This window comes from Exiguobacterium sp. E17S (assembly GCF_057772545.1).
This window is the reverse complement of sequence record NZ_JBYLRU010000004.1, coordinates 137,521-161,082: the sequence shown is the minus strand read 5'-3', so window position 1 is coordinate 161,082 and position 23,562 is coordinate 137,521. Positions and strand designations below refer to the sequence as shown.

At 46.5% G+C, this 23,562-nt stretch carries 22 protein-coding genes and 1 riboswitch; of the genes, 13 read left to right on the top strand and 9 right to left on the bottom strand.

What is annotated here, in order from left to right:
- The first annotated feature begins 69 nt into the window (after positions 1–69).
- Complete coding sequence (gene rlmN, locus AC3B4V_RS13200) at positions 70–1,143, top strand: dual-specificity RNA methyltransferase RlmN (RefSeq protein ID WP_023469793.1); 1,074 nt, start codon at positions 70–72, stop codon at positions 1,141–1,143.
- A 63-nt stretch (positions 1,144–1,206) separates the two neighbouring features.
- Positions 1,207–2,643: a DEAD/DEAH box helicase gene (locus AC3B4V_RS13195; RefSeq protein ID WP_488378675.1), complete on the top strand. Its 1,437-nt coding sequence runs from the start codon at positions 1,207–1,209 to the stop codon at positions 2,641–2,643.
- Between the two features lie 21 nt (positions 2,644–2,664).
- Here AC3B4V_RS13195 and AC3B4V_RS13190 read toward each other — a convergent pair whose 3' ends face one another.
- The 5 genes from AC3B4V_RS13190 to AC3B4V_RS13170 all read right to left on the bottom strand — a co-directional run bounded on the left by AC3B4V_RS13190 (position 2,665) and on the right by AC3B4V_RS13170 (position 6,657).
- Positions 2,665–3,981, bottom strand: coding sequence for an NAD(P)/FAD-dependent oxidoreductase (locus AC3B4V_RS13190; protein ID WP_488378674.1), 1,317 nt, complete (start codon positions 3,979–3,981; stop codon positions 2,665–2,667).
- Positions 3,982–4,057: 76 nt separating this feature from the next.
- Positions 4,058–4,693 (bottom strand): nitroreductase family protein, encoded by a 636-nt coding sequence (locus tag AC3B4V_RS13185; RefSeq protein WP_023469790.1) that lies wholly within the window; start codon positions 4,691–4,693, stop codon positions 4,058–4,060.
- A gap of 51 nt (positions 4,694–4,744) precedes the next feature.
- A complete protein-coding gene (locus AC3B4V_RS13180) occupies positions 4,745–5,380 on the bottom strand; it encodes a nitroreductase family protein (RefSeq protein WP_023469789.1) in 636 nt (211 codons plus the stop codon).
- Between the two features lies 1 nt (position 5,381).
- Positions 5,382–5,837: a MarR family winged helix-turn-helix transcriptional regulator gene (locus AC3B4V_RS13175; protein ID WP_023469788.1), complete on the bottom strand. Its 456-nt coding sequence runs from the start codon at positions 5,835–5,837 to the stop codon at positions 5,382–5,384.
- 154 nt (positions 5,838–5,991) lie between these two features.
- Positions 5,992–6,657 carry a YczE/YyaS/YitT family protein gene (locus tag AC3B4V_RS13170; RefSeq protein ID WP_195866106.1) on the bottom strand — a complete coding sequence of 222 codons (666 nt, stop codon included), beginning with the start codon at positions 6,655–6,657 and terminating at the stop codon, positions 5,992–5,994.
- A 152-nt stretch (positions 6,658–6,809) separates the two neighbouring features.
- On the opposite strand from AC3B4V_RS13170, the gene AC3B4V_RS13165 reads away from it, so the two are divergent.
- The 6 genes from AC3B4V_RS13165 (at position 6,810) to AC3B4V_RS13140 (ending at position 12,489) form a co-directional block, all read left to right on the top strand.
- Entirely contained in the window at positions 6,810–7,595 is a 786-nt protein-coding gene (locus tag AC3B4V_RS13165; RefSeq protein ID WP_488378673.1) for a DUF817 domain-containing protein, read from the top strand.
- An 87-nt stretch (positions 7,596–7,682) separates the two neighbouring features.
- Positions 7,683–8,951 (top strand): DUF2325 domain-containing protein, encoded by a 1,269-nt coding sequence (locus tag AC3B4V_RS13160; protein WP_488378672.1) that lies wholly within the window; start codon positions 7,683–7,685, stop codon positions 8,949–8,951.
- A gap of 63 nt (positions 8,952–9,014) precedes the next feature.
- Positions 9,015–9,653 carry a DUF975 family protein gene (locus tag AC3B4V_RS13155; protein ID WP_488378671.1) on the top strand — a complete coding sequence of 213 codons (639 nt, stop codon included), beginning with the start codon at positions 9,015–9,017 and terminating at the stop codon, positions 9,651–9,653.
- A 112-nt stretch (positions 9,654–9,765) separates the two neighbouring features.
- Positions 9,766–9,868: riboswitch (SAM riboswitch) on the top strand.
- Positions 9,869–9,942: 74 nt separating this feature from the next.
- Positions 9,943–11,001 carry an LLM class flavin-dependent oxidoreductase gene (locus AC3B4V_RS13150; protein ID WP_326188657.1) on the top strand — a complete coding sequence of 353 codons (1,059 nt, stop codon included), beginning with the start codon at positions 9,943–9,945 and terminating at the stop codon, positions 10,999–11,001.
- Complete coding sequence (locus tag AC3B4V_RS13145; protein ID WP_050678782.1) at positions 10,998–11,945, top strand: ATP-grasp domain-containing protein; 948 nt, start codon at positions 10,998–11,000, stop codon at positions 11,943–11,945. Before AC3B4V_RS13150 ends, AC3B4V_RS13145 begins: the two co-directional genes overlap by 4 nt.
- Positions 11,946–12,021: 76 nt before the next feature.
- The gene (locus AC3B4V_RS13140) at positions 12,022–12,489 is read left to right on the top strand and encodes an SRPBCC family protein (protein WP_029342963.1); all 468 of its coding nucleotides are present in this window, start codon (positions 12,022–12,024) and stop codon (positions 12,487–12,489) included.
- Positions 12,490–12,528: 39 nt separating this feature from the next.
- Here AC3B4V_RS13140 and AC3B4V_RS13135 read toward each other — a convergent pair whose 3' ends face one another.
- From AC3B4V_RS13135 to AC3B4V_RS13125, 3 genes are all read right to left on the bottom strand, one after another.
- Positions 12,529–14,409: a PhoX family protein gene (locus AC3B4V_RS13135; protein ID WP_488378670.1), complete on the bottom strand. Its 1,881-nt coding sequence runs from the start codon at positions 14,407–14,409 to the stop codon at positions 12,529–12,531.
- A gap of 114 nt (positions 14,410–14,523) precedes the next feature.
- Positions 14,524–14,907, bottom strand: a complete 384-nt coding sequence (locus tag AC3B4V_RS13130; protein ID WP_488378669.1) for an NUDIX domain-containing protein — start codon at positions 14,905–14,907, stop codon at positions 14,524–14,526.
- Between the two features lie 64 nt (positions 14,908–14,971).
- Complete coding sequence (locus AC3B4V_RS13125) at positions 14,972–16,594, bottom strand: ABC-F family ATP-binding cassette domain-containing protein (protein WP_023469778.1); 1,623 nt, start codon at positions 16,592–16,594, stop codon at positions 14,972–14,974.
- 299 nt (positions 16,595–16,893) lie between these two features.
- On the opposite strand from AC3B4V_RS13125, the gene AC3B4V_RS13120 reads away from it, so the two are divergent.
- The 4 genes from AC3B4V_RS13120 (at position 16,894) to AC3B4V_RS13105 (ending at position 21,097) form a co-directional block, all read left to right on the top strand.
- Entirely contained in the window at positions 16,894–17,763 is an 870-nt protein-coding gene (locus AC3B4V_RS13120; RefSeq protein WP_488378668.1) for a prohibitin family protein, read from the top strand.
- A 298-nt stretch (positions 17,764–18,061) separates the two neighbouring features.
- Complete coding sequence (locus tag AC3B4V_RS13115) at positions 18,062–19,345, top strand: hypothetical protein (RefSeq protein ID WP_488378667.1); 1,284 nt, start codon at positions 18,062–18,064, stop codon at positions 19,343–19,345.
- Positions 19,346–19,361: 16 nt separating this feature from the next.
- Complete coding sequence (locus tag AC3B4V_RS13110; protein ID WP_488378666.1) at positions 19,362–20,054, top strand: WxL domain-containing protein; 693 nt, start codon at positions 19,362–19,364, stop codon at positions 20,052–20,054.
- A 23-nt stretch (positions 20,055–20,077) separates the two neighbouring features.
- Positions 20,078–21,097 carry a DUF916 domain-containing protein gene (locus AC3B4V_RS13105; RefSeq protein ID WP_488378665.1) on the top strand — a complete coding sequence of 340 codons (1,020 nt, stop codon included), beginning with the start codon at positions 20,078–20,080 and terminating at the stop codon, positions 21,095–21,097.
- A 39-nt stretch (positions 21,098–21,136) separates the two neighbouring features.
- Here the strand turns inward: AC3B4V_RS13105 and pepT are convergent, their stop codons facing one another.
- Positions 21,137–22,372: a peptidase T gene (gene pepT, locus AC3B4V_RS13100; RefSeq protein WP_488378712.1), complete on the bottom strand. Its 1,236-nt coding sequence runs from the start codon at positions 22,370–22,372 to the stop codon at positions 21,137–21,139.
- A gap of 109 nt (positions 22,373–22,481) precedes the next feature.
- Between pepT and AC3B4V_RS13095 the strand changes: the two genes are divergently transcribed.
- On the top strand, positions 22,482–23,480 hold the full coding sequence (locus AC3B4V_RS13095) for a zinc-binding dehydrogenase (RefSeq protein WP_488378664.1): 999 nt from the start codon (positions 22,482–22,484) through the stop codon (positions 23,478–23,480).
- The last annotated feature ends 82 nt before the right edge of the window (positions 23,481–23,562 follow it).

The window sequence follows — 23,562 nt, the reverse complement described above, 5'->3', positions numbered from 1 at the left end:
GTCACGCGCTGATTTTTACTAAGATAAAGGAATGTTGTAGTTCTGGAAAAAGAAATGAGGTCTTTCGAAATGAATAAACCATCCATTTATGGATTAACGCTTGAGCAGATGACAGAATGGTTATCGAATCAAGGGCACAAACCATTCCGTGCCAAACAAGTATGGGATTGGCTCTACCGTAAACGTGTCACGACTTTCGCGGAAATGACGAATGTCAACAAGGATTGCCTTGAGTTGTTAGATCAGAGTTTTACGATTGACTCGATGACAGAAGCGGTCAAGCAAGAATCAGCAGACGGAACAATCAAGTTCCTTTTCAAATTATATGATGGCAACTTGATTGAAACGGTTTTGATGCGTCATAAATACGGTCTTTCTGTCTGTGTTACGACACAGGTCGGCTGTAACATCGGCTGTAGCTTCTGTGCAAGTGGTCTTATCAAGAAGAGCCGCGACTTGTCAGCAGGCGAAATCGTTGAGCAGATCATGAACGTTCAACATCACCTCGATGCAGTCGGTAACGAAGAACGTGTCAGCCACGTCGTCGTCATGGGTATCGGTGAACCGTTCGATAACTTCGACAACATGGTTGACTTCTTGAACGTCATCAAGGACCACAATGGTCTTGCGATCGGTGCACGTCATATCACGGTTTCAACAAGTGGTTTGGCAGACAAGATCTACAAGTTCGCTGACTTGAAACTCCAAGTCAACTTAGCCATCTCGCTTCACGCACCAAACAATGAATTGCGTACGCAAATCATGAAAATCAACCGGGCGATCCCGCTTGAGAAATTGATGCCAGCGATCGATTATTACGTTCAAACGACGAACCGTAAAATCACGATCGAGTACATCTTGCTTCGTGGCGTCAACGACCAAAAGGAACACGCAGTCGAACTTGCGAAACTGTTCGAAGACAAACGTCACCTGACGTATGTCAACTTGATTCCGTACAACCCGGTCGATGAGCACGGTCAATATCAGCGCAGTACGTCTGAAGATATCACGACGTTCTACGATACGTTGAAAAAGAACGGCTTGAACTGTGGTGTTCGTCTCGAGCATGGAACAGACATCGATGCGGCATGTGGTCAATTACGTAGTAAGCAAATCAAAAAAGATAAAGTAGCATCCAAATAATTCGTTGGGCTTCTCATCGTTTCGGTGGGAAGCTTTTTTTACGATAAGAAATGAGGACATTCTATGACACGTACACAATTTAATGATTTTAACTTAAGCACACCAATTCTCGATTCAATCGAGCAACTCGGTTACACGACACCAACCGAAGTCCAGCAATCCGTCATTCCGGTCGTATTATCTGGAAAAGATGTCATCGTCAAATCACGGACGGGGAGCGGAAAGACGGCATCGTTTGCGATCCCACTGTGTGAACTCGTCGAGTGGGAAGAAAACAAACCACAAGTCTTAGTCTTGACGCCAACACGTGAGCTAGCCTTGCAGGTCAAAGAAGATATCATGAACATCGGACGTTATAAGCGGATCAAAGCGACAGCTGTCTTCGGCAAGCAACCGTTCCGTGGACAAGTCACGGAGCTCAAGCAAAAGACACACGTCGTCGTCGGAACACCGGGACGCGTACGCGATCATATCGAGCGGGGCACGTTATCGCTTGAGAAAGTCCGTTACGTCGTTTTAGATGAAGCGGACGAAATGCTGAACATGGGCTTCCTCGATCAAGTCGATGCCATCTTGTCTGAGTTACCGAAGGAGCGGATGACACTATTGTTCTCTGCGACCTTCCCAGAAGACATCGAACAGTTGAGTGACCGTTACATGGAGGCACCAAAACGAATCGAAGCGGGCGAGACCGTCGTCTCAACGATTACGCATAGTTATATTCCGGTGACGGACAAGACGAAGTTCGCCATTTTGAAAGATGTCCTGGTCGCTGAAAACCCGGATCGCTGCATGATCTTCTGTCGGACGAAAGAACACGTTGATTTCGTCGCGAATGGTCTACGCGCACATGACTATCCGGTTGAAGCAATCCATGGTGGGATGGAACAAGACGATCGACTCGATGCGATGAAAGCCTTCCGTGCCGGGAAGTTCCGGATTCTCGTTGCAACAGATGTCGCGGCACGCGGCATCGATATCGAGAACATCACGCATGTCATCCAGTATGATCTCCCTGTCGAACGAGAAAGCTATGTTCACCGGACCGGTCGAACGGGGCGGGCAGGAGCAGCAGGACAAGCAATCAGTCTCGTCACACCGGCAGACGAACGTCGCCTGAAGGAAATCGAGCAGTATCACGGGAAACTGACACGTCGCCAAGCACCGTCGGAAAAGGACTTGATGCGAACAGCGGATGCATTCGAAGAGAAGATGGCGACGGAAGATACGCGTTCTTCGAAAACGGAACAGCTTGATGCGGACATCATGAAATTGTTCTTTAACGGCGGGAAAAAGAAAAAACTCCGTGCCGTCGACTTCGTTGGAACGATTGCGAAGATTGAAGGCGTCACAGCAGACGACATCGGCATCATCTCGATTCAGGATACGTTGACGTATGTCGATATCCTCAACGGGAAAGGTCCGCTTGTCCTCCGGGCGATGAAGACGACGAAGGTCAAAGGGAAACAATTGAAAGTGTACGAAGCATTCAAGAAATAAGACAAGCCGGTCATTCTCCGCTTAAGCGAAGAGCGATCGGCTGTTTTGCGTCAAGGCATGTCCAAGATGGAGTCCGCTAGCGGCTGCCTGGGCAAGCGAGTGTGTCGCACCGGAACAATCCCCGATTGCATAGATACCGGGACATGTCGTCTCAAACGTCTCTGACGTCTCAAGCATCGGTGCGTAAAACTTACCATCTAATCCGTAAAGCAACGTATCTCCCGGAAGTTCCACTTCAAGGAGTTGTTCAAGGCGCTCTAAAAACCCTTCTAAGACGAGCAGGTCTTCTGCAGGCACTTCTGCATGCAAATTACCGGGAGACGCGATTAGGGAAGGGACAATGGTGTTACGAATCAGTTGATCGTGTGTCGTCGCTCGCGATGCTCGGAAATCACTGAGTCGCTGAACGAGAATGCGATCACCACCTTGGTTGATTCCGCCAATGATGCGTGCGGCATACGCATTCGCTTTCGCTAGTGTCGAAAAATAACGCGGGAGAAATAGTGTAAAGTTCAGATTCGTTGAGCCGTCTGCTGTCTCGTGGACGTTTTGGCCGTCCGGCATGACGAGTCCTTCTTGATATTTGCGGATGATCCGTCCGCGCGGATTCATGCAATAGGTGACGGCTTGACCGTAAGGCGAGTCGTAACCGAGCTTCGTCTCGAACGTCTCCTGTAACAATGTCCGAAATAGTCCCTCATCCGTCTCAATTCGCACCCCGAGATCGAGTCGGGTCCGCTGTGGGGTGACGCCAAGCGTCGCTAACTGTTGCAACGTAAAGTCAGCACCTGAACGACCTGTCGCGAACACAATTCGTTGACTGACGAAGATCTCGTCCGCTGTTTTGATCGTAAACGGCTCTGATTTTGTGATCTGCTCGATGGTCGTTTCGAACCGGGAATCGAGTCGTGGCAATAAGGCGTCCTCAAACGCCGTGAAGACGGCAGCGGTCCGTACTGTGCCTAAATGACGGACGGTCGTCTCGACCGTATGCAGACCGGCGCGACAGGCACGAGACGCTACAGTAGGGGAATGCGTGGAATAGGTCTCAACTGTACCTCCACCATATGTACATAAGAGATCATCGACTTCTTGGAACAGTCGTCGTGTCGTCTCTTCACCGATTTTTGAGACGAGTTCCCCGCCGAATCCCGTCGCATAATTGAACTTTCCTTCTGATTTGCCAAGCCCTGCGAATCCAAGATACGCATCTTCTGCTGTTCGTTCGCGAATCGGTTTTCCGGCATCGAGCACTAGGACGCGTTGTCCATCTTCAACGAGCTGATGGGCGAGGAAAATTCCTGCCACACCGGCTCCGATAATCGTCACATCATACATCACAGACGCCTCCTTTTCTTTGAGTATACAAAAAAGCCGGATTCCTGTGAAAGGAATCCGGACTAGGTGAGATCGCTTATTTCCACTCTGCGATGTCAGCGATTGGTAGACGAACTGATGGGTATCCTGCGTCGACTGCTTTACCGATTGAAAGCAGCATGACTGGAAGATAACGTTCTTTTTCAAGACCGAATGCTTCTGCGATTTGGTCTTTTTCGTAACCACCGATTGGGTTTGTATCGTAACCGTGTGCACGAGCAACGAGCATCAATTGCATTGAAACGAGACCTGAGTCGATCAAGATGCTATCACGTAATGTTTCAACGTCTTCTGGACGGTAGAAACCTTTGATAGCTGGTACTTGGCGATCACGTACTTCTTGCGGCATAAGCCCTTTTTCAACAGCCATATCATAGATTGTCTCGATGCTGTCGACCGCGTTCATGTCACCGAAGACGGCGATGACAGCAGAAGATGTCTCGACTTGAACTTGGTTGAATTTCGCGAGTGGTGCGAGTGTTGCTTTGCCTTCTTCGCTATCGATGACGAGGAAACGCCATGGTTGCATGTTAACTGAAGAAGGTGCAAGTGTTGCTTCTTCAAGGATTTGTGTCATTTCTTCTTTTGAAATTTTTACGTTTGTGTCGTAGTTACGAATCGAGCGGCGTCCTTTGACGATTTCCATGAAGTCCGTTGTTGTTTGAGTAGTCATAATTATTCAATCTCCCTTGTGTGTGTTTTCTTTTTTTATAGTGTAAAAAACTTATTTCCAGTCTGCGATGTCGTTGATTGGTAGGCGAACTGATGGATATCCAGCGTCCACCGCTTTACCGATCGATAGCAACATGACCGGTACATAACGATCTTTTTCAAGACCGAATGCTTCCGCGATTTGATCTTTCTCGTAACCACCGATTGGGTTTGTATCATAACCGTGTGCACGAGCGACGAGCATCAATTGCATCGAGACGAGACCCGAGTCAATCAAGATGCTGTCTTTCAAGTCGTTTGCTGATACGCTGCTGTACATCCCTTGGATCGCTGGTACTTGGCGATCGCGTACTTCTTGTGGCATGAGCCCTTTTGCGACAGCTGTATCGTAGATGTTCTCGAGTTGATCAACAGCGTTCATGTCACCGAAGACGGCGATGACAGCAGAAGATGTCTCGACTTGGACTTGGTTGAATTTCGCGAGTGGTGCAAGCGTTGCTTTGCCTTCTTCGCTATCGATGACGAGGAAACGCCATGGTTGCATGTTGACGGAAGAAGGTGCGAGTGTTGCTTCTTCAAGAATTTGTGTCATTTCTTCTTTTGAGATCTTCACGTCTGTATCGTAGTTACGGATCGAACGGCGTCCTTTGACGATTTCCATGAAGTCTGTTTGAGTTTGCGTTGCCATATTAAATCGACTCCTCTTTTAATTTAGGTAATGTGTCGGCGTTCGCTTCGATGCGTTGAATCATCTCAGCTAACGTCCGTTGTTCTTCAGCAGAGAATCCTTCGAGTAGGTTCTCGAGGAACTCATCTTTTTGTTCGCGTAATCGTGCAATGCGCGTCGCCCCTTGTTCCGTTAATGAAACAAGAATCACCCGATTGTCAGCGGCTGAACGCTCGCGAGCAATCATCCCTGTCGATTCCAGGTGTTTGAGGTGACGGGTCACCGCCGCGTGATCGACATTGACGCGTTTTTGCAATTCTTTTTGACTGATCGTTTGATCGACTTGTAGTTGAGCAAGTAGGTCCATTCGCGTCTGACTGAAACCATCCGTACAGAGATCGAATTTTTGAGCAATCGTCTTATTGACGGAGACGAGTGCATAGATCAAACGTCCTTTTTCGGTGCAGGAAATACTCAATCCATCACATCCTTCCCTTCGTTCGAAGAAACCTTTGACGTATCAAAGATTGATATGTAAACGAATATAACGTGTTTATTTTGATGACGCAACTTATCTGCTTCTGACATAAAAAAAGATATCATTCACGCGGAATGATATCGAGTCAGGCGACTTAGCTAATTTGGCGTTCAGACGCTGAAAGTCCTTTTGCATCAATCGCTGCAATGATCCGGCGGAAATAGAACAACCAAAATTGAAGAAACGGTCCGATTAAGAAAATCGAGAGGATCGTACCGAAGAAAACAGGTCCTCCAAGCAACCAGCCAATGCCGCATGCCGTAACTTCCATGATCGTCCGCATCAGACGAATCGACGTTCCGAAGCGCTCTGCAAGTGTCAATGTCAACCCATCGCGTGGACCGGCCCCGTATCCGACAGCGACATACAGACCAGCGCCCATCCCAATGATGAAGATGCCGAAAATCAGCCAGAGCGTATTCAACCAGATCGACTCAAATGAAGGTAAGAGATGAGAACCAAGAACAAGATTCATGAAGACACCGACGAAAATCGCGTTGACGAGCGTTCCGATTTGCGGTGTGACGCGGTCTAACGCGTACTTCACGAACACGAGTAATAGACCGACAAGCAAGATGATCGTTCCGACGGATAGTGGCGTCTTTTTTTGGAGACCAAGATGCAATACATCCCACGTCGAGACACCGAGTTCAGCCGTGATCATCATTGATGAGCCAAGAGCGAGTAAAAATAAACCGAGTAGGAAGAGTCCCCACTTTAACGTAGCGCGTAACAACCAGGAAGCGCGATGACGCGTCATGTCTGGCACCTCATTTCTTAAAAATAATTGATTCGTTAACTGTATCATGAGGAAAGTGGAATAAGAAAGACGAAATTTTCCGTTTTTTCCATCTTAAGAAGGATGGGAAGGTCAAAAGAGAAACGTATACTGAAGAAAAAGGAGATGACCGAATGAAAGCGATCCGGCACCTGATTCGTTTTACATATATAGAAGCCATCTGTTGTGTCTTTCCCGTGATGATTTTCGCTGCGCTTGCTCTTTCACGTTATCTTCCTACTGAACCGATTGTGCGATACGATCTCCTGTTGCTCTGGTGTATTCTCGTCCAAATTGTCTTACTCGTCACGCGGTATGAAACGATGGAGGAATTCAAACTGATCTTATTGTTTCACGTCATCGGTCTAGCACTTGAACTGTTCAAGGTGAACGTCGGATCTTGGAGTTATCCGGAAGACGCTTTGACGAAAGTGGCGGGTGTTCCCTTGTATGCAGGATTCATGTACGCAAGCGTCGCGAGTTATGTCTGCCAGGCGTTTCGGCGATTTCATTTACGATTCATAGCATTTCCTCCCCCGTGGCTTGCGATCAGCGTCGGTAGTCTCGTCTATCTCAACTTCTTCACCCACCACTGGATCTTCGATGCACGCTGGCTATTGATGGTTCTCGTCGTCCTCGTTTTCTATAAGTCATGGGTTCATTTTACGATCGAGCAGACGATTTACCGGATGCCGCTCGTCCTGTCCTTTTTACTGATCGCCTTTTTCATTTGGATCGCAGAGAATATCGTGACGTTCTTTAAAGGCTGGGTCTATCCGCATCAAGAAGGAGGCTGGGCAGTCGTTGATCTTGGAAAATTATCTTCTTGGTTCCTACTTGTGATCATCACGGTTTTGATCGTCATCGTCGCGAAATATAAGCGTCAGGATCCGGCTGTGGAAATTCAGCAACGTACCTAAATAAAAAAATAACCTGGTTATTTTTTTGGACTACTTCCGCGTTTTTTCGTTGCTATAGTGAAAAAAACGCAAAGGAAGTGGTTACGGATGATGCAACAGGTGTTGGAACGAGCAACTGAATTGGTACAGATGAAATTAGCGGTCGTGGAGCGGTATGAAGATTGGCAACTCTGGCTCGACGAAGTAAACGGAATCGATGAATGGGTCAAGATGTCAGCGTATTATGCACCGCGCGACGTTCAAGAAACACCGGTCATCGATGAAGTGATGGAGTTAGAGAAACAGACTATCGTCATGCCACCACAAGTACCGATCGAGCCAGTACTCAAGCAACGTTATGCCTATACGTTTCAGCGGGGGTTAAAAGGCGGTACTTTACTAGAATGGTCGGGCAGTCATATTTCTGAACGAGACGTCCGCGATTGGAATCTCGAGCACGGCATGGAAGTCCGGGTCCGTGTCGATCGTCAGGATGATCAAAAAACGATATGCCGTATCGAAGCCGTCGTCTCGACGGAGCGAATGAGAGAGAATCCAGAACGTGTCGTGTTTGAACAAGCAATCGTCAAGGCGCATGGAATCATTGAGGAAACGGTGAATGGTCCACTGCAAGATGAGTCGGGCAGATCGTTCTATTATGTCGTTCCGGTAGAAGACATGCGCTATTTCCGACTAGAAGCAGGTCAACTCGTCGATCTCGTCATGTGGCGGGAACGGAAGGATACACTGACGATTGCTTGGAAGCATCCGTTCACGTATGAAGAGCCGATCGTCAACGCATCATCTAACCGCCGATCAGAAGTAGAGCAACCGGTAGTGAAGGCATCTGTGACAACAAAAAAGTCAAATCGGTATGCACGAAAAATGAAACGACAACCGGTGCCGAAAGCTAAAAAAGCGCAGCGTCGCGTCCGTATGCCAAAAGAGCGAACGATTGAACCGATCGTGACGACAGCTGTACCCGGACAATTGATGGATTTCGTTGATAAGACACCGCTTGATTTCACGCGCTTCACAGGAATGCGTCTCGTCATTGTTGGAAACGAACAACAAACCGCTGTCTATCGTGAGTTCTTTGCGCCGACGGGGATCGAATTGATTCATCTGGCAGGGGACGCACAGTCCGCGAAAAAGATTGCCTGTCTCGCCAAAAAGACGGACGCGATCGTCGTCGTAACGAGTCGCGTTTCTCATGCAGCGAGTGCACATGTCATCGCGCAGGCGAAAAAGCATGGTATTCCATTCGCGATGGAACGGCTCGACGGTCGACGCTCGTTATACACGGCGTGTGAACGACAGCTTGAGCGTGCCTGGCTCAACCAGCAACGAGACGGGAAATTATTGAAAAAAGAGTGAAACATTAGAAGAATTCGACCGTAAAGTAAGGTGAGAACTTATTTTTCAAGGAGGACCTTACTCATGTCATCTCAATTAAAAAAAGCAGCGAAGGAGTCGCTCAGCGGTCGTTGGGGATTTGCCATCCTCATGTTCGTACTTTTTTCTATCATCCAGAGCGTTCCGACGTTCATCGGACCAGATCCTAACGAAGATCTAAATGCGATGAGTGCGGTCAGTATCATTCTTTCGATTTTATTGATCCCAATTGCAGCGGGTTGGACGTGGGTCGCGATGTCGTTCGCACGCAATGAAGAAGTCAAAGTAGCTGATTTGTTCGAACCGTATAAAATCTTCGGTAAAGTCATCGGCGTGTCGATTGTGCAAGCGGTCTTCTTATTCCTATGGACCTTACTCTTGATCATTCCAGGGATCATCAAGTCGTTCTCTTACTTGTTGACGTTCTACATCCTTCGAGATGAACCATCAGTCGGTATTCTCGAGGCAATCACGCGTTCACGTCAACTCATGGATGGTCATAAAATGGAAGCATTCTTACTCTTCCTATCATTCATTGGTTGGGCATTACTTGTGATTGTTACACTTGGTCTTGCTGTCCTATGGGTTGGACCATACTTCAGCGTCACGATGGCAAAATTCTATGATCGTGTTCGTGATGAACAGGCGCCAGAGCCAACATCAGATTTCGTCGCACCATATTAATCCCGAATCCCGACACGATGTCGGGATTTTTTATGCTCGAAATAATTCCGATTGGAAAAGACGGTTTAATGGTTGCTTTAGTTCAGTGAATTTTGTACGATGAATGCAACACATCTTATCTAGAGAAGTCGAGGGACTGGCCCGAAGACACTTCAGCAACCCCGCCGTGGCGGAAGGTGCTACTTCCAGGAAGGGATACCTTCCGAAGATAAGAGCGGACAGGACAAGATACCGTCGCTCTTTTCGAACTTCGAAAAGAGCGTTTTTTTATGATAAGGGGGACGATGGAGTGGAGTATGGTTTTTGGTTACCGATTTTTGGGGGATGGTTACGTAACGTCGAGGATGAACAGATGCCACCGACCTTCGATTATGCGAAAAAAGTCGCACAAACAGCAGAACGAATCGGCTTCTCGACGACGTTGATTGCGGAATTGAACTTGAATGATATCAAAGGCATCAAGGAACCGAGTCTTGAGGCATGGACGACGGCAGCAGCGATTGCTGCAACGACAGAACGCCTTGAGATCATGACAGCGGTTCGTCCCGGGTTCCATAATCCAGCGACGACGGCGAAGATGGCGGCAAACATCGATCAGTTGAGTGGTGGACGCTTTACGCTCAACGTCGTCTCAGCGTGGTGGGCAGAGGAAGCGAAACAATACAACGGTATCTTCACAGCGCACGATGAACGCTATGCTCGGACGGAAGAGTTCGTCACGGTCATGAAGGGACTATGGGCAGATACGTCACCGTATAGCTTCTCCGGTCATCACTACACGATCGAGCAAGCAGAACTCCATCCGAAGCCAGTCCAGCGTCCGGGGATCAAGCTCTACGCTGGTGGAGAGAGTGAAGCTGGAAAGCGAACGATCGTCGAACACTGTGACGCTTATGTCATGCACGGGGGCACTGTTGAAGAAGTAGCCCATAAAATCGACGATATGAAAGTACGCCGGGAAGCGACGGGACAAAAGCCGCTCGAAAGCTTCGGTCTTGCTGCCTACATCATTTGTCGGGATACTGAAGAAGAAGCACTTCTTGAATGGCAACGGATCACGGACGTCAAGGAAGACAGCGCCGGTTATGCCGGTTATCAGGATTTCATTAGTAAATCGCAACTGGAGCAACAGGTCGAGCGGAACGATTATTCTGTCTCGAACCGTGGTCTACGTCCGAATTTAATCGGGACACCAGAACAAATCGCTGAACGGATTCTAGCGTTCGAAGCCGTCGGTGTCACGTTACTTTTGTTACAATTCTCACCACAACTTGAAGAAATGGAACGCTTTGCTCGTGACGTAATGCCACTGGTCGAAGCGAAACGAAAGGTAGGTCAACAATCATGACAAAAATTCATATTCTCCACGAAAACCAAGAATGGACGGACCATCTCATCAAACGTCTCGAAGAACTCGAATTACCGTATGAACAGTGGCACTTGAATGAAGGAATCGTTCCGCTGGATGAACTGCCGCCAGAAGGCGTCTTTTACAGCCGGATGAGTGCTTCTTCGCATACGCGGGGACATCGTTACGCGCCGGAGTTGACGGAAGGGGTCCTCGCTTGGTTAGAAGAGCATGACCGGACCGTCTTTAACGGAACGCGTGCGCTCCGTCTTGAAGTCAGCAAAGTCAATCAATATACGGCGTTGCGTAAGGCTGGGATTCGTGTACCGAAGACGACGGCTGCCGTCGGACGTGATCAAATCGTGCAAGCAGCAAAAGAGATCGGTGTTTCGTCATTCATCACGAAACACAACCGTGCAGGGAAAGGTCTCGGCGTCCAGTTATTCCATTCGATTGAAGCACTTGAAGCTTATCTCGACGGTCCGACATTCGACGAACCAGTCGATGGCATCACGTTGATTCAAGAGTATATTCAAGCACCAGAACCGTACATCACACGTTGTGAGTTCGTAGGTGGAAAGTTCGTCTACGCGGTTCGAGTCGATACATCAGAAGGTTTTGAGCTTTGCCCAGCGGATGCATGCGTGATCGACGACTTGTTCTGCCCAGTCGGTGAAGAAGCACCGCAAACACCGATGAAGTTCCAAATCGTTGAAGGCTTCGATGACCCGATCATCCAAAAGTATGAAGCATTCCTCCAAGCGAACCAAATCGCGGTCGCAGGCATCGAGTTCATTAAGGATGCGTCAGGTACGATCTATACGTATGACGTCAATACGAATACGAACTATAATTCGGATGCCGAAGCAGCTGCAGGACGCTACGGTATGCTCGAACTAGCGAAGTTCCTCGGTGCAGCCCTTGAAACAAGCACAGTAAAATAAGAATCTGCTCTCGCCCTGTCACCGGACGTTACAAGACCGGATGACAGGGTATTTCTATAGAAAAGGGGGCGGATCTATGATTACGTGGAGAGAAGAACGACAGCTCGATATTCCGATTGAGGAAGCATGGCACTTGTTTGATCACACGCGATTGCAGCGTTTGATTCCAAACGTCGTCCAGCACGAGGTGATTGAACGAAAACCGGGTGTCGTCGGTTCGACGTATCGTCAAACATACATGCAGGGTAATCGACTTGAAACCTATATCGTGACCGATTTAGCTTATACGAACGAACCCGACTTCAAACAAAATACGATCGGATTCACGTTGGCTAAAATATTCAAGATCGAGATGACCTTCACACTCAAACCACTCGGACCTGATCGATGTCTGTTGATTTATACAGGGAAGAACGAAGGAGCCAATTTTGTTGGAAAGAGTCTGTTGTCGCTTGGAGGAGAGCGAGAGAATGAGAAAATCGTTCATGGACTGTTGCAACGTGTCGAAGAAGAAGCGGCGAAACAAAAGAAGAATAACGCATGAAAAAACGGATTCCTGTGCCTGGGAATCCGTTTTAGCATCTTATCGATGCGTATATGATTTGTGACCGCTCGGTAACCCAGAGAGATAGCCGACACCACCCGTTTTTTGAATACCGATGCCGTCTTTCATCGCTTTTTCAAGCGCCTTTGGATCGACGGCGGTGATTTGTTTGTCAGTCAATGACTCACCCGGATGTTGATAGTTACTTAGGAGGTAGCTATACTTCCCAACATGATCGAGTGAACGAAGGCCAGTTGCTTCCGCTCCGACTGGAACCGAAAGGATACGTGATAACTTTTTCGTCTTCAGGTTATAAGCCCAAACGAAATTGTTCGTGTGCAAGGAGCTGTCTTCACCGATGAAGAGCGTATCAGATGTCGCGGAGTAAGCAAGGTTATCTGGATTCGCGACGAGATCCGGATTCGCTGTGTTGCCGTAAGCATCCGGCTTCTTCAAATCTTCACCAATGACGAGTGCTTGCATATTCGTTGGTACGTAACGGCTGTCGATGCCTTTTGCACGACCAAGATCGATTTCGAATGTCGCACCCGATTCGCGTTTTTCAAGCTGGATGTCGTCTTGGACAGCACCTTCTTGTTTTTCGGTACTGCCTGACACATAAGACAAGGCGATGTAGGCTTTTTTGTCTTGCTCGTTGACCGTGATGCCTTCCATCTTGTTGAATTCTGATGTTGCGCCAAGCAACGCACCATAACGACGTGATTCAAGGAAGGCCGCTTCTTTTTCCTTACCAGGCTTGAGCTTCAAGTATTCGACTTTTTTGCTAGCAGCTGTTTTGACTGCTTTGAAGCCAGGAGTTGGCGCATCGGCTGTCTCGAAGATGTGGCTGAACTTCGTTCCTTTATCAATCAAGCGTTTGACTTCTTTATCGGAAGCATGACCGAGCTTGATCCATTCGAGATCACCAGCTCCGCCTTCCGTTGCGCGTGTTTGTTTGAACTTAGCCGCGTAAAGTGTTCCTTTTGAGAAATCGCGCTTTTTATCTGCGACATACATGAACATCATTGTGTTATTGCCGTCGTCACCAAAGATCGCGGTCTTTTGATCCGGTAGAATCTGCATCATCTCGTGCGAGAAACGACCTGTGCTGTAGTGTTTCACTGCTGTCGCTTTTCCTTTCCGGTCGACCGAGATTTCAGGCGTATACCCGTAGAAGTAAGGATTCGCTTTTTCGGTCGTTCCGAAATAGCGCTCAGCGAAGGCATTTACTTCTTTATAAGCAGCTGACGTTTTGTCTGACTCAAACGCACGAGCATCTGGTTCATATTCCTCTGACCCAAGGTGCGTTCCCCATGGTGTCGTCGAACCGTTACATGGTGTCCAGAGTCCATTGACGTTCTCAAAATCAATCTTGCTGGCTTTTTTGACAGCAAGTTTTCCTGTCTTTTTATCTTGTACGACTTCCGTTAATGTCATCGATGCTGGAAGTCCCTTGACTTCATTACCAGCATTGTCGATCGAGTCATACTCGAAGTGAGAGACCATGTATTTTTTTCCGTGCACTTCAAGCAGACTATTCGAGTCTGGTGCATCTGAGACGAAGGCTTCCGGTTTGTCCGGTACACTGCGGTCGATGATCGGATTTCCTTTAGCATCGATCGGTGTACCTGCTGCAATCATCTCGCCTTTGTTTTCGACGATTTTATCTTGCGACAGGAATAATTGATTATAGTTCAACGGCTTCACTTCCGTTTTGCCGTTCGTATAGGTGACTTTGACTTTTGCTTCTGTATAAGTTTTTACCATCTGATCGATTTTCGTCGGTGCATCCATCGACAAGAATTCGACCTTCTTGATGTTGCGTGTTGTATGAGAAGAGCTATGGGCATCCGCGAACATCGGGACCATACTTGATGACAAGACCGCTGCTGATAGACCAACCATGAGTGTTCGTTTCATTTTTGTTTCCCCCAAATGAGTTTGTGTTGTTGCTACATTTTCATTTAATCAGTCGATTATGTAGAGGGTGTAAAGAAACCTGGTCAGTTATATCTCAGTTAGTTAATCTTTCCTTTACAGTAAGGTCAGCAAACGAGCAATCTGTGGATCATCTTGAAGGTCCTTTAGTGGTAGGAAACGGACGGTTCGTAATTCCTGTTGATTAAGCGGAAGTTCGGGATCAATCCCGAGTCGAGGTGCAGAAAAACTACCTGAGGTACGTTGAACGAGAAAACATGTCTCGATTCCCTGATCGATTGAAATCTCGTAGAGTTGTCGTTCGATTGTAACGTGAAGATGTGTCTCTTCTAACACTTCCCGCATGACGGCTTGTTCTTTGGTTTCCCCACTCTCGACACCTCCGCCCGGTAACGTCCAAAATATCCGGGATGGCGTGTGTAATTCGACCATTAGGATTTGTTGTTCTTCGATCAACGCAGCACATACGCGATGTCGCATATCGCATTCCTCCTTTAATATGTTCAAAAAAGAGACCGAAACGACAGTTCCGGTCTCCTCAAAATCATTGCGCGTATAATGCTGTTAATTGCTGTTGGATCGTATCATTGTTCAAGTACTCATCGTATGTCGTTTCTTTATCGACGATACCGTTCGGCGTCAACTCGATGATACGGTTCGCAATCGTTTCGACGAACTGATGGTCATGCGAGCTGAAGAGCATCGCACCTTTGTAAGCGATCAAGCCATCGTTGAGTGCTGTGATTGATTCGAGATCCAAGTGGTTCGTTGGATCGTCGAGTACGAGGACGTTAGCACCGCTGAGCATTGCTTTTGAAAGCATACAACGGACTTTTTCGCCCCCAGATAAGACAGATGCTTTTTTCATGACTTCTTCTCCTGAGAAGAGCATCCGTCCGAGGAATCCACGGAGGAACGTATCGCTCTCGTCTGCCGGTGAATACTGACGGAGCCAATCGAGGATCGTCTTATCCGAGCCTTCGAAGAATTCCGAGTTATCTTTTGGCAAGTACGACTGCGAAGTCGTGACGCCCCATTTGAACGTACCGCTATCCGGTTCCATCTCACCCATAAGGATCTTGAAGAGAGTCGTGATTGCGATATCGCTCTGACTGATGAACGCGACTTTATCCGTCTTGTTCAACGAGAAGCGGACGTTATCAAGGACTTTGACGCCATCGATCGTCTTCGAGATGCCGTCGACCATCAAGAGGTCATTTCCGATTTCACGTTCCGGTGTGAAACCGACGAACGGATAACGGCGTGACGATGGACGAATGTCGTCGAGTGTGATTTTATCAAGCAATTTCTTCCGCGACGTCGCTTGTTTCGCTTTCGAAGCGTTTGAACTGAAACGCGCGATGAAGGCTTGAAGTTCTTTGATTTTCTCTTCTTTTTTCTTGTTTTGGTCACTTGCCATACGCGAAGCAAGCTGACTTGACTCGTACCAGAAATCGTAGTTTCCGATATACAGTTGAATCTTACCGTAATCGAGATCCGCCATGTGCGTACAGACGTTGTTCAAGAAGTGACGGTCGTGGGAAATGACGATGACCGTGTTCTCGAATCCGATCAAGAATTCTTCGAGCCATTTGACGGCTTTCAAATCAAGTCCGTTCGTCGGCTCATCGAGTAAGAGAATGTCTGGTTTGCCGAACAACGCTTGTGCAAGCAAGACTTTGACCTTTTCCGATCCTGTCAGCTCAGCCATCGTTTTCGAGTGAAGGTCTTCCTTGATGCCGAGTCCTTGAAGAAGCATTGCGGCTTCCGACTCTGCTTCCCAACCGTTCATCTCAGCAAATTCACCTTCGAGTTCAGCAGCGCGCATGCCGTCTTCGTCCGAGAAATCTTCTTTCATATAGATCGCATCTTTTTCTTTCATGACTTCATAGAGACGTTTGTGTCCCATCATGACCGTTTCGATGACTTGGAATTCTTCGTATTCGTAATGGTTCTGACGGAGAACGCCTAAACGTTCGCCTGGTGTGATGATGACATCGCCTTGTTGTGCTTCGATGTCACCAGCGAGAATTTTCAGGAATGTCGATTTACCGGCACCGTTTGCACCAATCAGACCGTAACAGTTACCTGGTGTGAACTTGATGTTGACGTCTTCGAATAATTTTCGGTCTGCAAAGCGAAGACCGACGTTTTGTACTGTAATCATATAGAGATGAACCCTCGTTTCTAGTAAGTGATGTGCTCATTCGAGTGTACCACAAATCGTGATCTGTCGTAGAGCAGGCAAAGTTCCCTCCATATTAGGACAGAAATTAAAAATAAGCAACCAGACATTTAAAAAAATGAAACATTTTCCAGATAGATACGTAGAAGAAAGTAAGGAATTCGTTAGAGGAGGGGTTAGATGGCCATCTTTTTCACATTATTGTTTTTCGCCCTCATCGTTTTGCTTGGCATGGAACTCTACCGTTATATCCAAGAAAAGATCGATAAAGGAGATTCAGAATGAGAGAAATCAAACCGAAGAAAAAAATTCGCCCATCGATGATCATCGCTGGTGTGCTCGTACTAGCGTTGCTTGCAACAACACCGTTCATCGTTGAACAAATCGAACCTGGACAAGTTGGTGTCGTCTATACACCATCAAGCGGTGTCAAAGATGAGACGTTATCGCAAGGTTGGCATGTCGTTTCACCGATTACACGGGTGACAGAGTATCCGATTCGGACACAGACGAAGTCGCTTGAGAATATGACACTTGCGACAAAAGACGGGAAGAACATCGTCGTTGACTTTACATACAGCTTCTCCGTCTCACCGGATAAGGTGACGAAAGTCTTCAATAAGTTTGGACCGATCGAAATCGATGAGATCGCAAAAGGTTATCTGAAACAGCGTCTCTATGATGCATCGCGTGAGCAAATCTCGAAAGTCACCGTCCTTGAACTGTTCGGTGAAAAATCAGGGAATGTCTCGACGAGCATTCAGACGCAGTTTGCAGAAGACGTCAAGGATATCGGTTTCATCATCGAAGATGTCGCACTCGGTGCGCCGAAACCAGATGAAAAGACACAGGAAGCAATCGATGCGCGTGTCAAAGCGTCCCAGGAACTCGATAAAAAGAAAACGGATCTTGAAATCGCTAAAGCAGAAGCAGAGCGTCTTCGCGTTGAAGCGAAAGGGGCAGCCGATGCCCGTTTGATCGAAGCCCAAGGTTTGGCAAAAGCTCAAAAAGAACTACAGAAGACATTGACAGAAGAGATGATTCAATACGAAGCTGTCAAGAAGTGGGACGGGAAATCACCACTCGTCAGTGGATCGGGGAGTATGGTTCAATTACCGATTCCAGATGGTACAACAGAAGAAAAGAATTAAAACTCGATGTGCTTGGAGACAAGCACATTTTTTTATTTCATCATAATAAATCTATTGTACGTATTATATATTGGAACTAAATTTTAGTATATTAATAAATATTTACACATTTTATATCTTTTAAATACCAAATTAATGGTTTAATTGCCTTATTTAGAAGGAAAATAGACGTATAGGTCAATGGAATTAGGTCGTAAGGATGGGAGGGGAGCGTTTGTATCGAAATCGATCACCGAATCTTTTTATCATCTTGATGATTCTACTAGTAACAAGCTTTCCGATTCCGCACAGTCATGCGATGACTGAGGAACTTGAAATTCCAGACCCTTTGACGTCATCGTTTTGTGAAGAGACGTTGAATGATCCAAAGAAAAAGGACTTATTAGAAAAAGAGGAAATCGAAAAATGCGAAGAACTCATGGAAGTAGAGAAGACACCAATAACTGAGAGTGAAGACCCACCAACATCTGAGACATCCCCAACCGAGAGTCAAGATCCACCAACACCCGAGACATCCCCAACCGAGAGTCAAGATCCACCAACACCCGAGACACCATCAACTGAAAATGAAGATCCATCAACATATGAGATAGCTCCAGATAAAGAAGACAATGAAGTTCCCGTGCAACCTGATTCTGAAGAAGAATCATCGAGCGAAATTACAGCACCTGCCCCAAAGCCAATTAAACCAAGACAAGAGAAGCAACAAGCAGTTGCCCCAACACTTGCTGGAGTAGCATTGCTCGGAACATCAAGCTTAGATGCTTCCTATAATGGAACGACTCAAACGATCACATTAGAAAATACTGTTTCTGGATTGTTGGGCTTAAATTTATCAAGTGGATATATTATTTTCCGACTACCACCAGAAGTGATGCAAAGTATTGAAACGAGTTCCGTCAAACTTCAATATCGCTATAATGGATTACTAGGGATTGGATCGCAAACGAGAGATGCGACAGCAATAATCGATCGAATGAATAACCAAATCTATGCTGATGTTAGCTCTTTATTAAAGCTATCTCTTCTAAGTAGCGATCGATTCACCTTATCTTTCAAAGTCGGAAATCTGCCAGTCGGAGTCGATAAAGTCTATACATTCCGGAGTGTTTTAGCAGATGGATTAGTTGATTTAAATGTTTTAAGTAGTGGTACGGCGACAGCAACACTTGGAATCGGACCAACATTCAATTTAAGTGTTCCGGATACGCTAGATTTCGGAAGTCATGAGTTGACAGGACGTGAAAAAGTCATCCCACGTTTATCTCCTATGACAATTTCCATTTCACATGAAAATGCCACAGGTTACAACTGGAAGCTACAAGCAAGTCTCAGTCGTCCGTTGACAAGTACAGACAATGACGTGTTGAGCGATGTTCTTTATTTTAAGACCACTTCCAAAACCCAATTGTTACAAGCGACTGCTATTGAAATCGCAACAGGGACGATGTCGGCTAGCTCGAATCAAACACCGTTAACCTACTCAGAAAACGAAGGGATTATTCTCGATTTAACTGGCAAATATCCAAAACCTTCATCGTATAGCGCAGATATTCAATGGAGTTTAATCAATGCACCATGAAAAGGAGAGAACAGAAATGAAGAAACGTTTCGCTGTTTCGACGGTATTGATGAGTACGGCTTTGGTTTTAGGAACAACTACTGGATGGGCAGCGACTTCTACTGGCGAGTCGACGGCAAAAATCACGTTCACGACGAATGAAGCACCGGTCATCGTGGATCCAGATGATCGGGATCCAAATAATCCATATGAACCAGGCAAAAACGGCGGAAATACACCTACAGGAAATACAGGAGCATTGACACTCGATTATGCGCCTAACTTTGATTTTGGATCAAACGAATTGCTTTCTAACAAAGCTGAGTTTAAGGCGACCGATCAAAAACCATTTCTCCAAGTAACGGATCGTCGGGTCAATCCGACAGAATGGGAAGTGACCGTGAAGTTGGGAGACTTTACAGATGAAGGTGGAAAACCCTCGTTAATAGGTTCGACGTTATCCATTGATGCCGGTACTGTTCAAACACTAGTCAATGTATCAGGATTCACGGCACCTACGACAGGAGACATAACATTGACACCAGGAAATGCAGGAGATGCGCAAACGATATTAACATCCCCAGAAGGAACGTTCTCAACTTGGCAAATTTACTGGAAGGGTAACGGAACCGATAACGATTACATCAAACTCAATGTACCAATCAATTCTCAAGTGAAAGGCACGCATACCGCAACACTCGACTGGACGCTTACGGATGTCGTGAATTGACTTGAAAGCAGGTGGAGAAAAAGATGAAACGATGGGGAATCAGTTGTCTTGCTATACTGCTTTATGGATTGTTATTCTGTGTCATACCTTCGACTAGTTTTGCGGAAGATCGTGTCAATTTTTCGATTGAAGCCGTTCCGAATACCTATCAAGTCGATTCGGGTGTCTCGTACTTTGATTTACGTATGACAGCGAAACAAAAGACGAATATTCAAGTTCGAATTTTCAATCACGGACCGGAGGATCATACGTTTTTGACATCAATCCGGAATGCGACGACGAACGATAATGGTTTGATTGTTTACGATCAAAAGAAACCTGTCCCGTTAGCTCCGACTTCCTTGACGGATCTCATCCAACCGAATACAAAATCTACGTTCATCAAAGGAGGCGAATCGAAAGTCGTTTCTTTACCACTTGAGATTGTGAACGATTTAGACGGTACCTTGTTAGCTGGTGTTCGGGTAGAGAAGAAACCAGAAAAAGAAACAGCTGAAAAAAATACAATCGGTATTCAAAATCGTCACTCTTACATCATCGGTTTGAAAGTCCGATCTTCGATTAAAGAATTGGCGCCCGAGATAACGTACGAAGGGGTAGAGGCAAAATCGTCTTTTTCTAGACCGACCGTCTTTGTTAAGCTAGCCAATCAGGTACCGACGATCAGTCAGCCTATGAAGTTCGAAGCCGTCGTCACGCAAGGTAAAAAAGTCGTCGTTCGTAAAGAGATGGAAGTTCGATTTGCCCCGTCGATTTACATGAGAACACCGATTGAAACGACGGGAATCTTAGATCCAGGTACGTATTACATTAATATCCGTGTTGAAGGAGAAGAAAAAACGTGGAAGTGGAAAGATAGCTTTAAAATTACGAAGCGTCAAGCAGACCAGATGAAAGAACAGATGCCCGAGCGAGAGATCGAGGAAAATTTCAACTCCTTCGTCGGTGAATGGTCGAAGGAACTCATGATTGCCTCGACGTTGATTATCTTTTTGTTGATTGGTTACATCTATCGTTTGAAAAAACAACAACGCCAGACATGAAAAAAAGCAGATTCTCAGCGCTGAGAATCTGCTTTTTGATTAGCGAGAAGCTTGTTCAAACCCTTGAGCGATGGCAATGATCACTTGTGTTGCTTTGACCATATTATCGACCGAAATGAATTCAAACTTGCCGTGGTAGTTCTCGCCACCGGTAAAGATGTTCGGTGTCGGAAGACCCATGTATGAAAGTTGTGATCCATCCGTTCCACCACGGATCGGCTTAATGATCGGTGTGATGTCAAGCGACTCCATCGCTGCATGAGCGATATCGACGATGTGCATATGAGGTTCGATTTTTTCGCGCATGTTGTAGTACTGATCGTGTAAATCGATTTCCACACTACCTGCGCCATACTTTTTGTTCCACTCATCGACGAGGGCAGATAAGAAGTGTTTCCGTCCTTCGAACGCCTCACGATCAAAATCACGAATGATGTAGTCGAGTGTCGTTTTTTCGACAGAACCGTCAAACGAAATTAAGTGGAAGAAGCCTTCGAAACCATCCGTGAATTCAGGAGACTCTTCTCCAGGAAGACGATCGTGGAACGCCATCGCATGTTTCTGCGAATTGACCATTTTATCTTTTGCTGTTCCTGGATGGACATTCGTTCCATGGAAGACGATTTTGGCCGCAGCCGCATTAAAACTTTCGTATTCGAGTTCACCAAGCGGACCGCCGTCGACCGTATAAGCATACGTGGCATCGAATGCTTCGACATTGAAGTGATGTGGTCCACGACCGATTTCTTCGTCTGGTGTGAAGGCAACACGAATGCGACCATGCTTGATTTCTGGATGTGAAATCAGATGATGCATTGCTGTCATGATTTCTGCGATTCCAGCTTTATTATCGGCACCGAGTAATGTCGTACCATCCGTTGTCATTAAGGTATGACCGACATAGTTGTGTAGTGCCGGAAAATCAGTTGGCGACAGGATGACGGACGGTACTTCACTTAACGTGATTGGATTTCCGTCATATGCTTCCACGAGTTGCGGACGGACATTCGTACCTGTAAAGTCCGTTGCCGTATCAAGGTGAGCAAGGAAACCAATTGTCGGAATGTCTGCATCTGTATTAGCGGGTAACGTCGCCATGACATAACCATTGTCATCGACCGTGACCTCTTCCATGCCAATTATCTTTAATTCTTCTACGAGCAAACGAGCCAGTGTCCATTGCCCTTCAGTTGTTGGAACAGTTGTACTCTCATAGTTCGACTGTGTATCGACTTTCACGTATGTAGTTAGACGATCAATCAATTCTTGTTTCAAATCAAAAACGTCCCTTCTCGTCATAAGATACCTTCATCATAGCATGAGCGACTAATGTGAGAGAATTCTGAATCATGATAGACTAATAATGAAAAAGGGGGAATTCTTTATGAGAGCATTCGTAGTCGATCAGTATGGAAAAGACGCATCACTTACAGAAAAAGACGTCACACCTGAAAAAGCGGGGAAACACGAATTACGGGTTCAAATCGAGGGGTCGAGCATCAATCCACTTGATACGAAGATGTTCTTCGGACATGTGGCGGCGGCTTCGACGACTGGAATTCTCCAGGGCGATGTAACGGGGAAAGTCATTGAGATCGGCGAGGGTGTGACGTCTTTTTCTATCGGCGATCGCATCGTCGCATTCGGTGGCGGACTTGGAACACGTGCCGGTGCGCTAGCGGAAGAAATGCTTGTACCTGAACAGATGGCAGTCTTACGACCGGAAGGGGTCTCGGCTGAGGTTGCTGGTTGTTTACCGGTGATTGGGTTGACGGCGATGGAAATTTTAAAAGAGCGAATCGCGATTACCCCAGGCATCCGTGTTTATGTAGCAGGTGGAACGGGTGGAGTAGGACATTTTACCGTGCAACTCGCGCGTCATTATGGATGCGACGTCACAGCGAGCGCCTCTTCTGACGAGAAGGCAGCTTGGCTAGAAGCGAAAGGGATTCGCGTTCATCGGTACAAGGAAGAATCAGCTGAAGCGTTATTAAACCGACTTGATCTGGACGGATTCGACGTCATCATTGATACAGTTGGTGGTGACCATTTACAAGAATCGTTCATACTCGCAAAAGAGCGGGGACGCATCATTTCGATCGCGACGCGGACGACACAAGATTTAACGATGATGCATAGTAAAGCCTTGTCCCTTGAAGCTGTGTTCGTCGCGCTTCCGTTACTGAAAGGAAAAGTAGATGAGATGAAACAACAGCAACGTCACTTATCAGAACTCATTCATTTAGTGGAGGAGGGTGTCATCGAGATTCGGATTGAAGAGCAGATTCCCTATGAACGCGATGCGTTAAACGATCTCTATCAACGATTTGATCAAACATCACACTTTGGTAAGGTGAGTGTATATCCAACCCCTAAAAAATGATTCTCCATTCATTTTACATTTCCTGTTAAAAATATAAAAAATCCGCTACTGAAAAATTCGGTAGCGGATTTTTTAGATAACA

Bases quoted from the DNA above. Each gene is read 5' to 3' on its own strand.
- rlmN (WP_023469793.1), top strand. From the start codon at position 70: ATGAATAAACCATCCATTTATGGATTAACGCTTGAGCAGATGACAGAA.
- AC3B4V_RS13195 (WP_488378675.1), top strand. From the start codon at position 1,207: ATGACACGTACACAATTTAATGATTTTAACTTAAGCACACCAATTCTC.
- AC3B4V_RS13190 (WP_488378674.1), bottom strand. From the start codon at position 3,981: ATGTATGATGTGACGATTATCGGAGCCGGTGTGGCAGGAATTTTCCTC.
- AC3B4V_RS13185 (WP_023469790.1), bottom strand. From the start codon at position 4,693: ATGACTACTCAAACAACAACGGACTTCATGGAAATCGTCAAAGGACGC.
- AC3B4V_RS13180 (WP_023469789.1), bottom strand. From the start codon at position 5,380: ATGGCAACGCAAACTCAAACAGACTTCATGGAAATCGTCAAAGGACGC.
- AC3B4V_RS13170 (WP_195866106.1), bottom strand. From the start codon at position 6,657: ATGACGCGTCATCGCGCTTCCTGGTTGTTACGCGCTACGTTAAAGTGG.
- AC3B4V_RS13165 (WP_488378673.1), top strand. From the start codon at position 6,810: ATGAAAGCGATCCGGCACCTGATTCGTTTTACATATATAGAAGCCATC.
- AC3B4V_RS13160 (WP_488378672.1), top strand. From the start codon at position 7,683: ATGATGCAACAGGTGTTGGAACGAGCAACTGAATTGGTACAGATGAAA.
- AC3B4V_RS13155 (WP_488378671.1), top strand. From the start codon at position 9,015: ATGTCATCTCAATTAAAAAAAGCAGCGAAGGAGTCGCTCAGCGGTCGT.
- AC3B4V_RS13145 (WP_050678782.1), top strand. From the start codon at position 10,998: ATGACAAAAATTCATATTCTCCACGAAAACCAAGAATGGACGGACCAT.
- AC3B4V_RS13140 (WP_029342963.1), top strand. From the start codon at position 12,022: ATGATTACGTGGAGAGAAGAACGACAGCTCGATATTCCGATTGAGGAA.
- AC3B4V_RS13135 (WP_488378670.1), bottom strand. From the start codon at position 14,409: ATGAAACGAACACTCATGGTTGGTCTATCAGCAGCGGTCTTGTCATCA.
- AC3B4V_RS13130 (WP_488378669.1), bottom strand. From the start codon at position 14,907: ATGCGACATCGCGTATGTGCTGCGTTGATCGAAGAACAACAAATCCTA.
- AC3B4V_RS13125 (WP_023469778.1), bottom strand. From the start codon at position 16,594: ATGATTACAGTACAAAACGTCGGTCTTCGCTTTGCAGACCGAAAATTA.
- AC3B4V_RS13120 (WP_488378668.1), top strand. From the start codon at position 16,894: ATGAGAGAAATCAAACCGAAGAAAAAAATTCGCCCATCGATGATCATC.
- AC3B4V_RS13115 (WP_488378667.1), top strand. From the start codon at position 18,062: ATGACTGAGGAACTTGAAATTCCAGACCCTTTGACGTCATCGTTTTGT.
- AC3B4V_RS13110 (WP_488378666.1), top strand. From the start codon at position 19,362: ATGAAGAAACGTTTCGCTGTTTCGACGGTATTGATGAGTACGGCTTTG.
- AC3B4V_RS13105 (WP_488378665.1), top strand. From the start codon at position 20,078: ATGAAACGATGGGGAATCAGTTGTCTTGCTATACTGCTTTATGGATTG.
- AC3B4V_RS13095 (WP_488378664.1), top strand. From the start codon at position 22,482: ATGAGAGCATTCGTAGTCGATCAGTATGGAAAAGACGCATCACTTACA.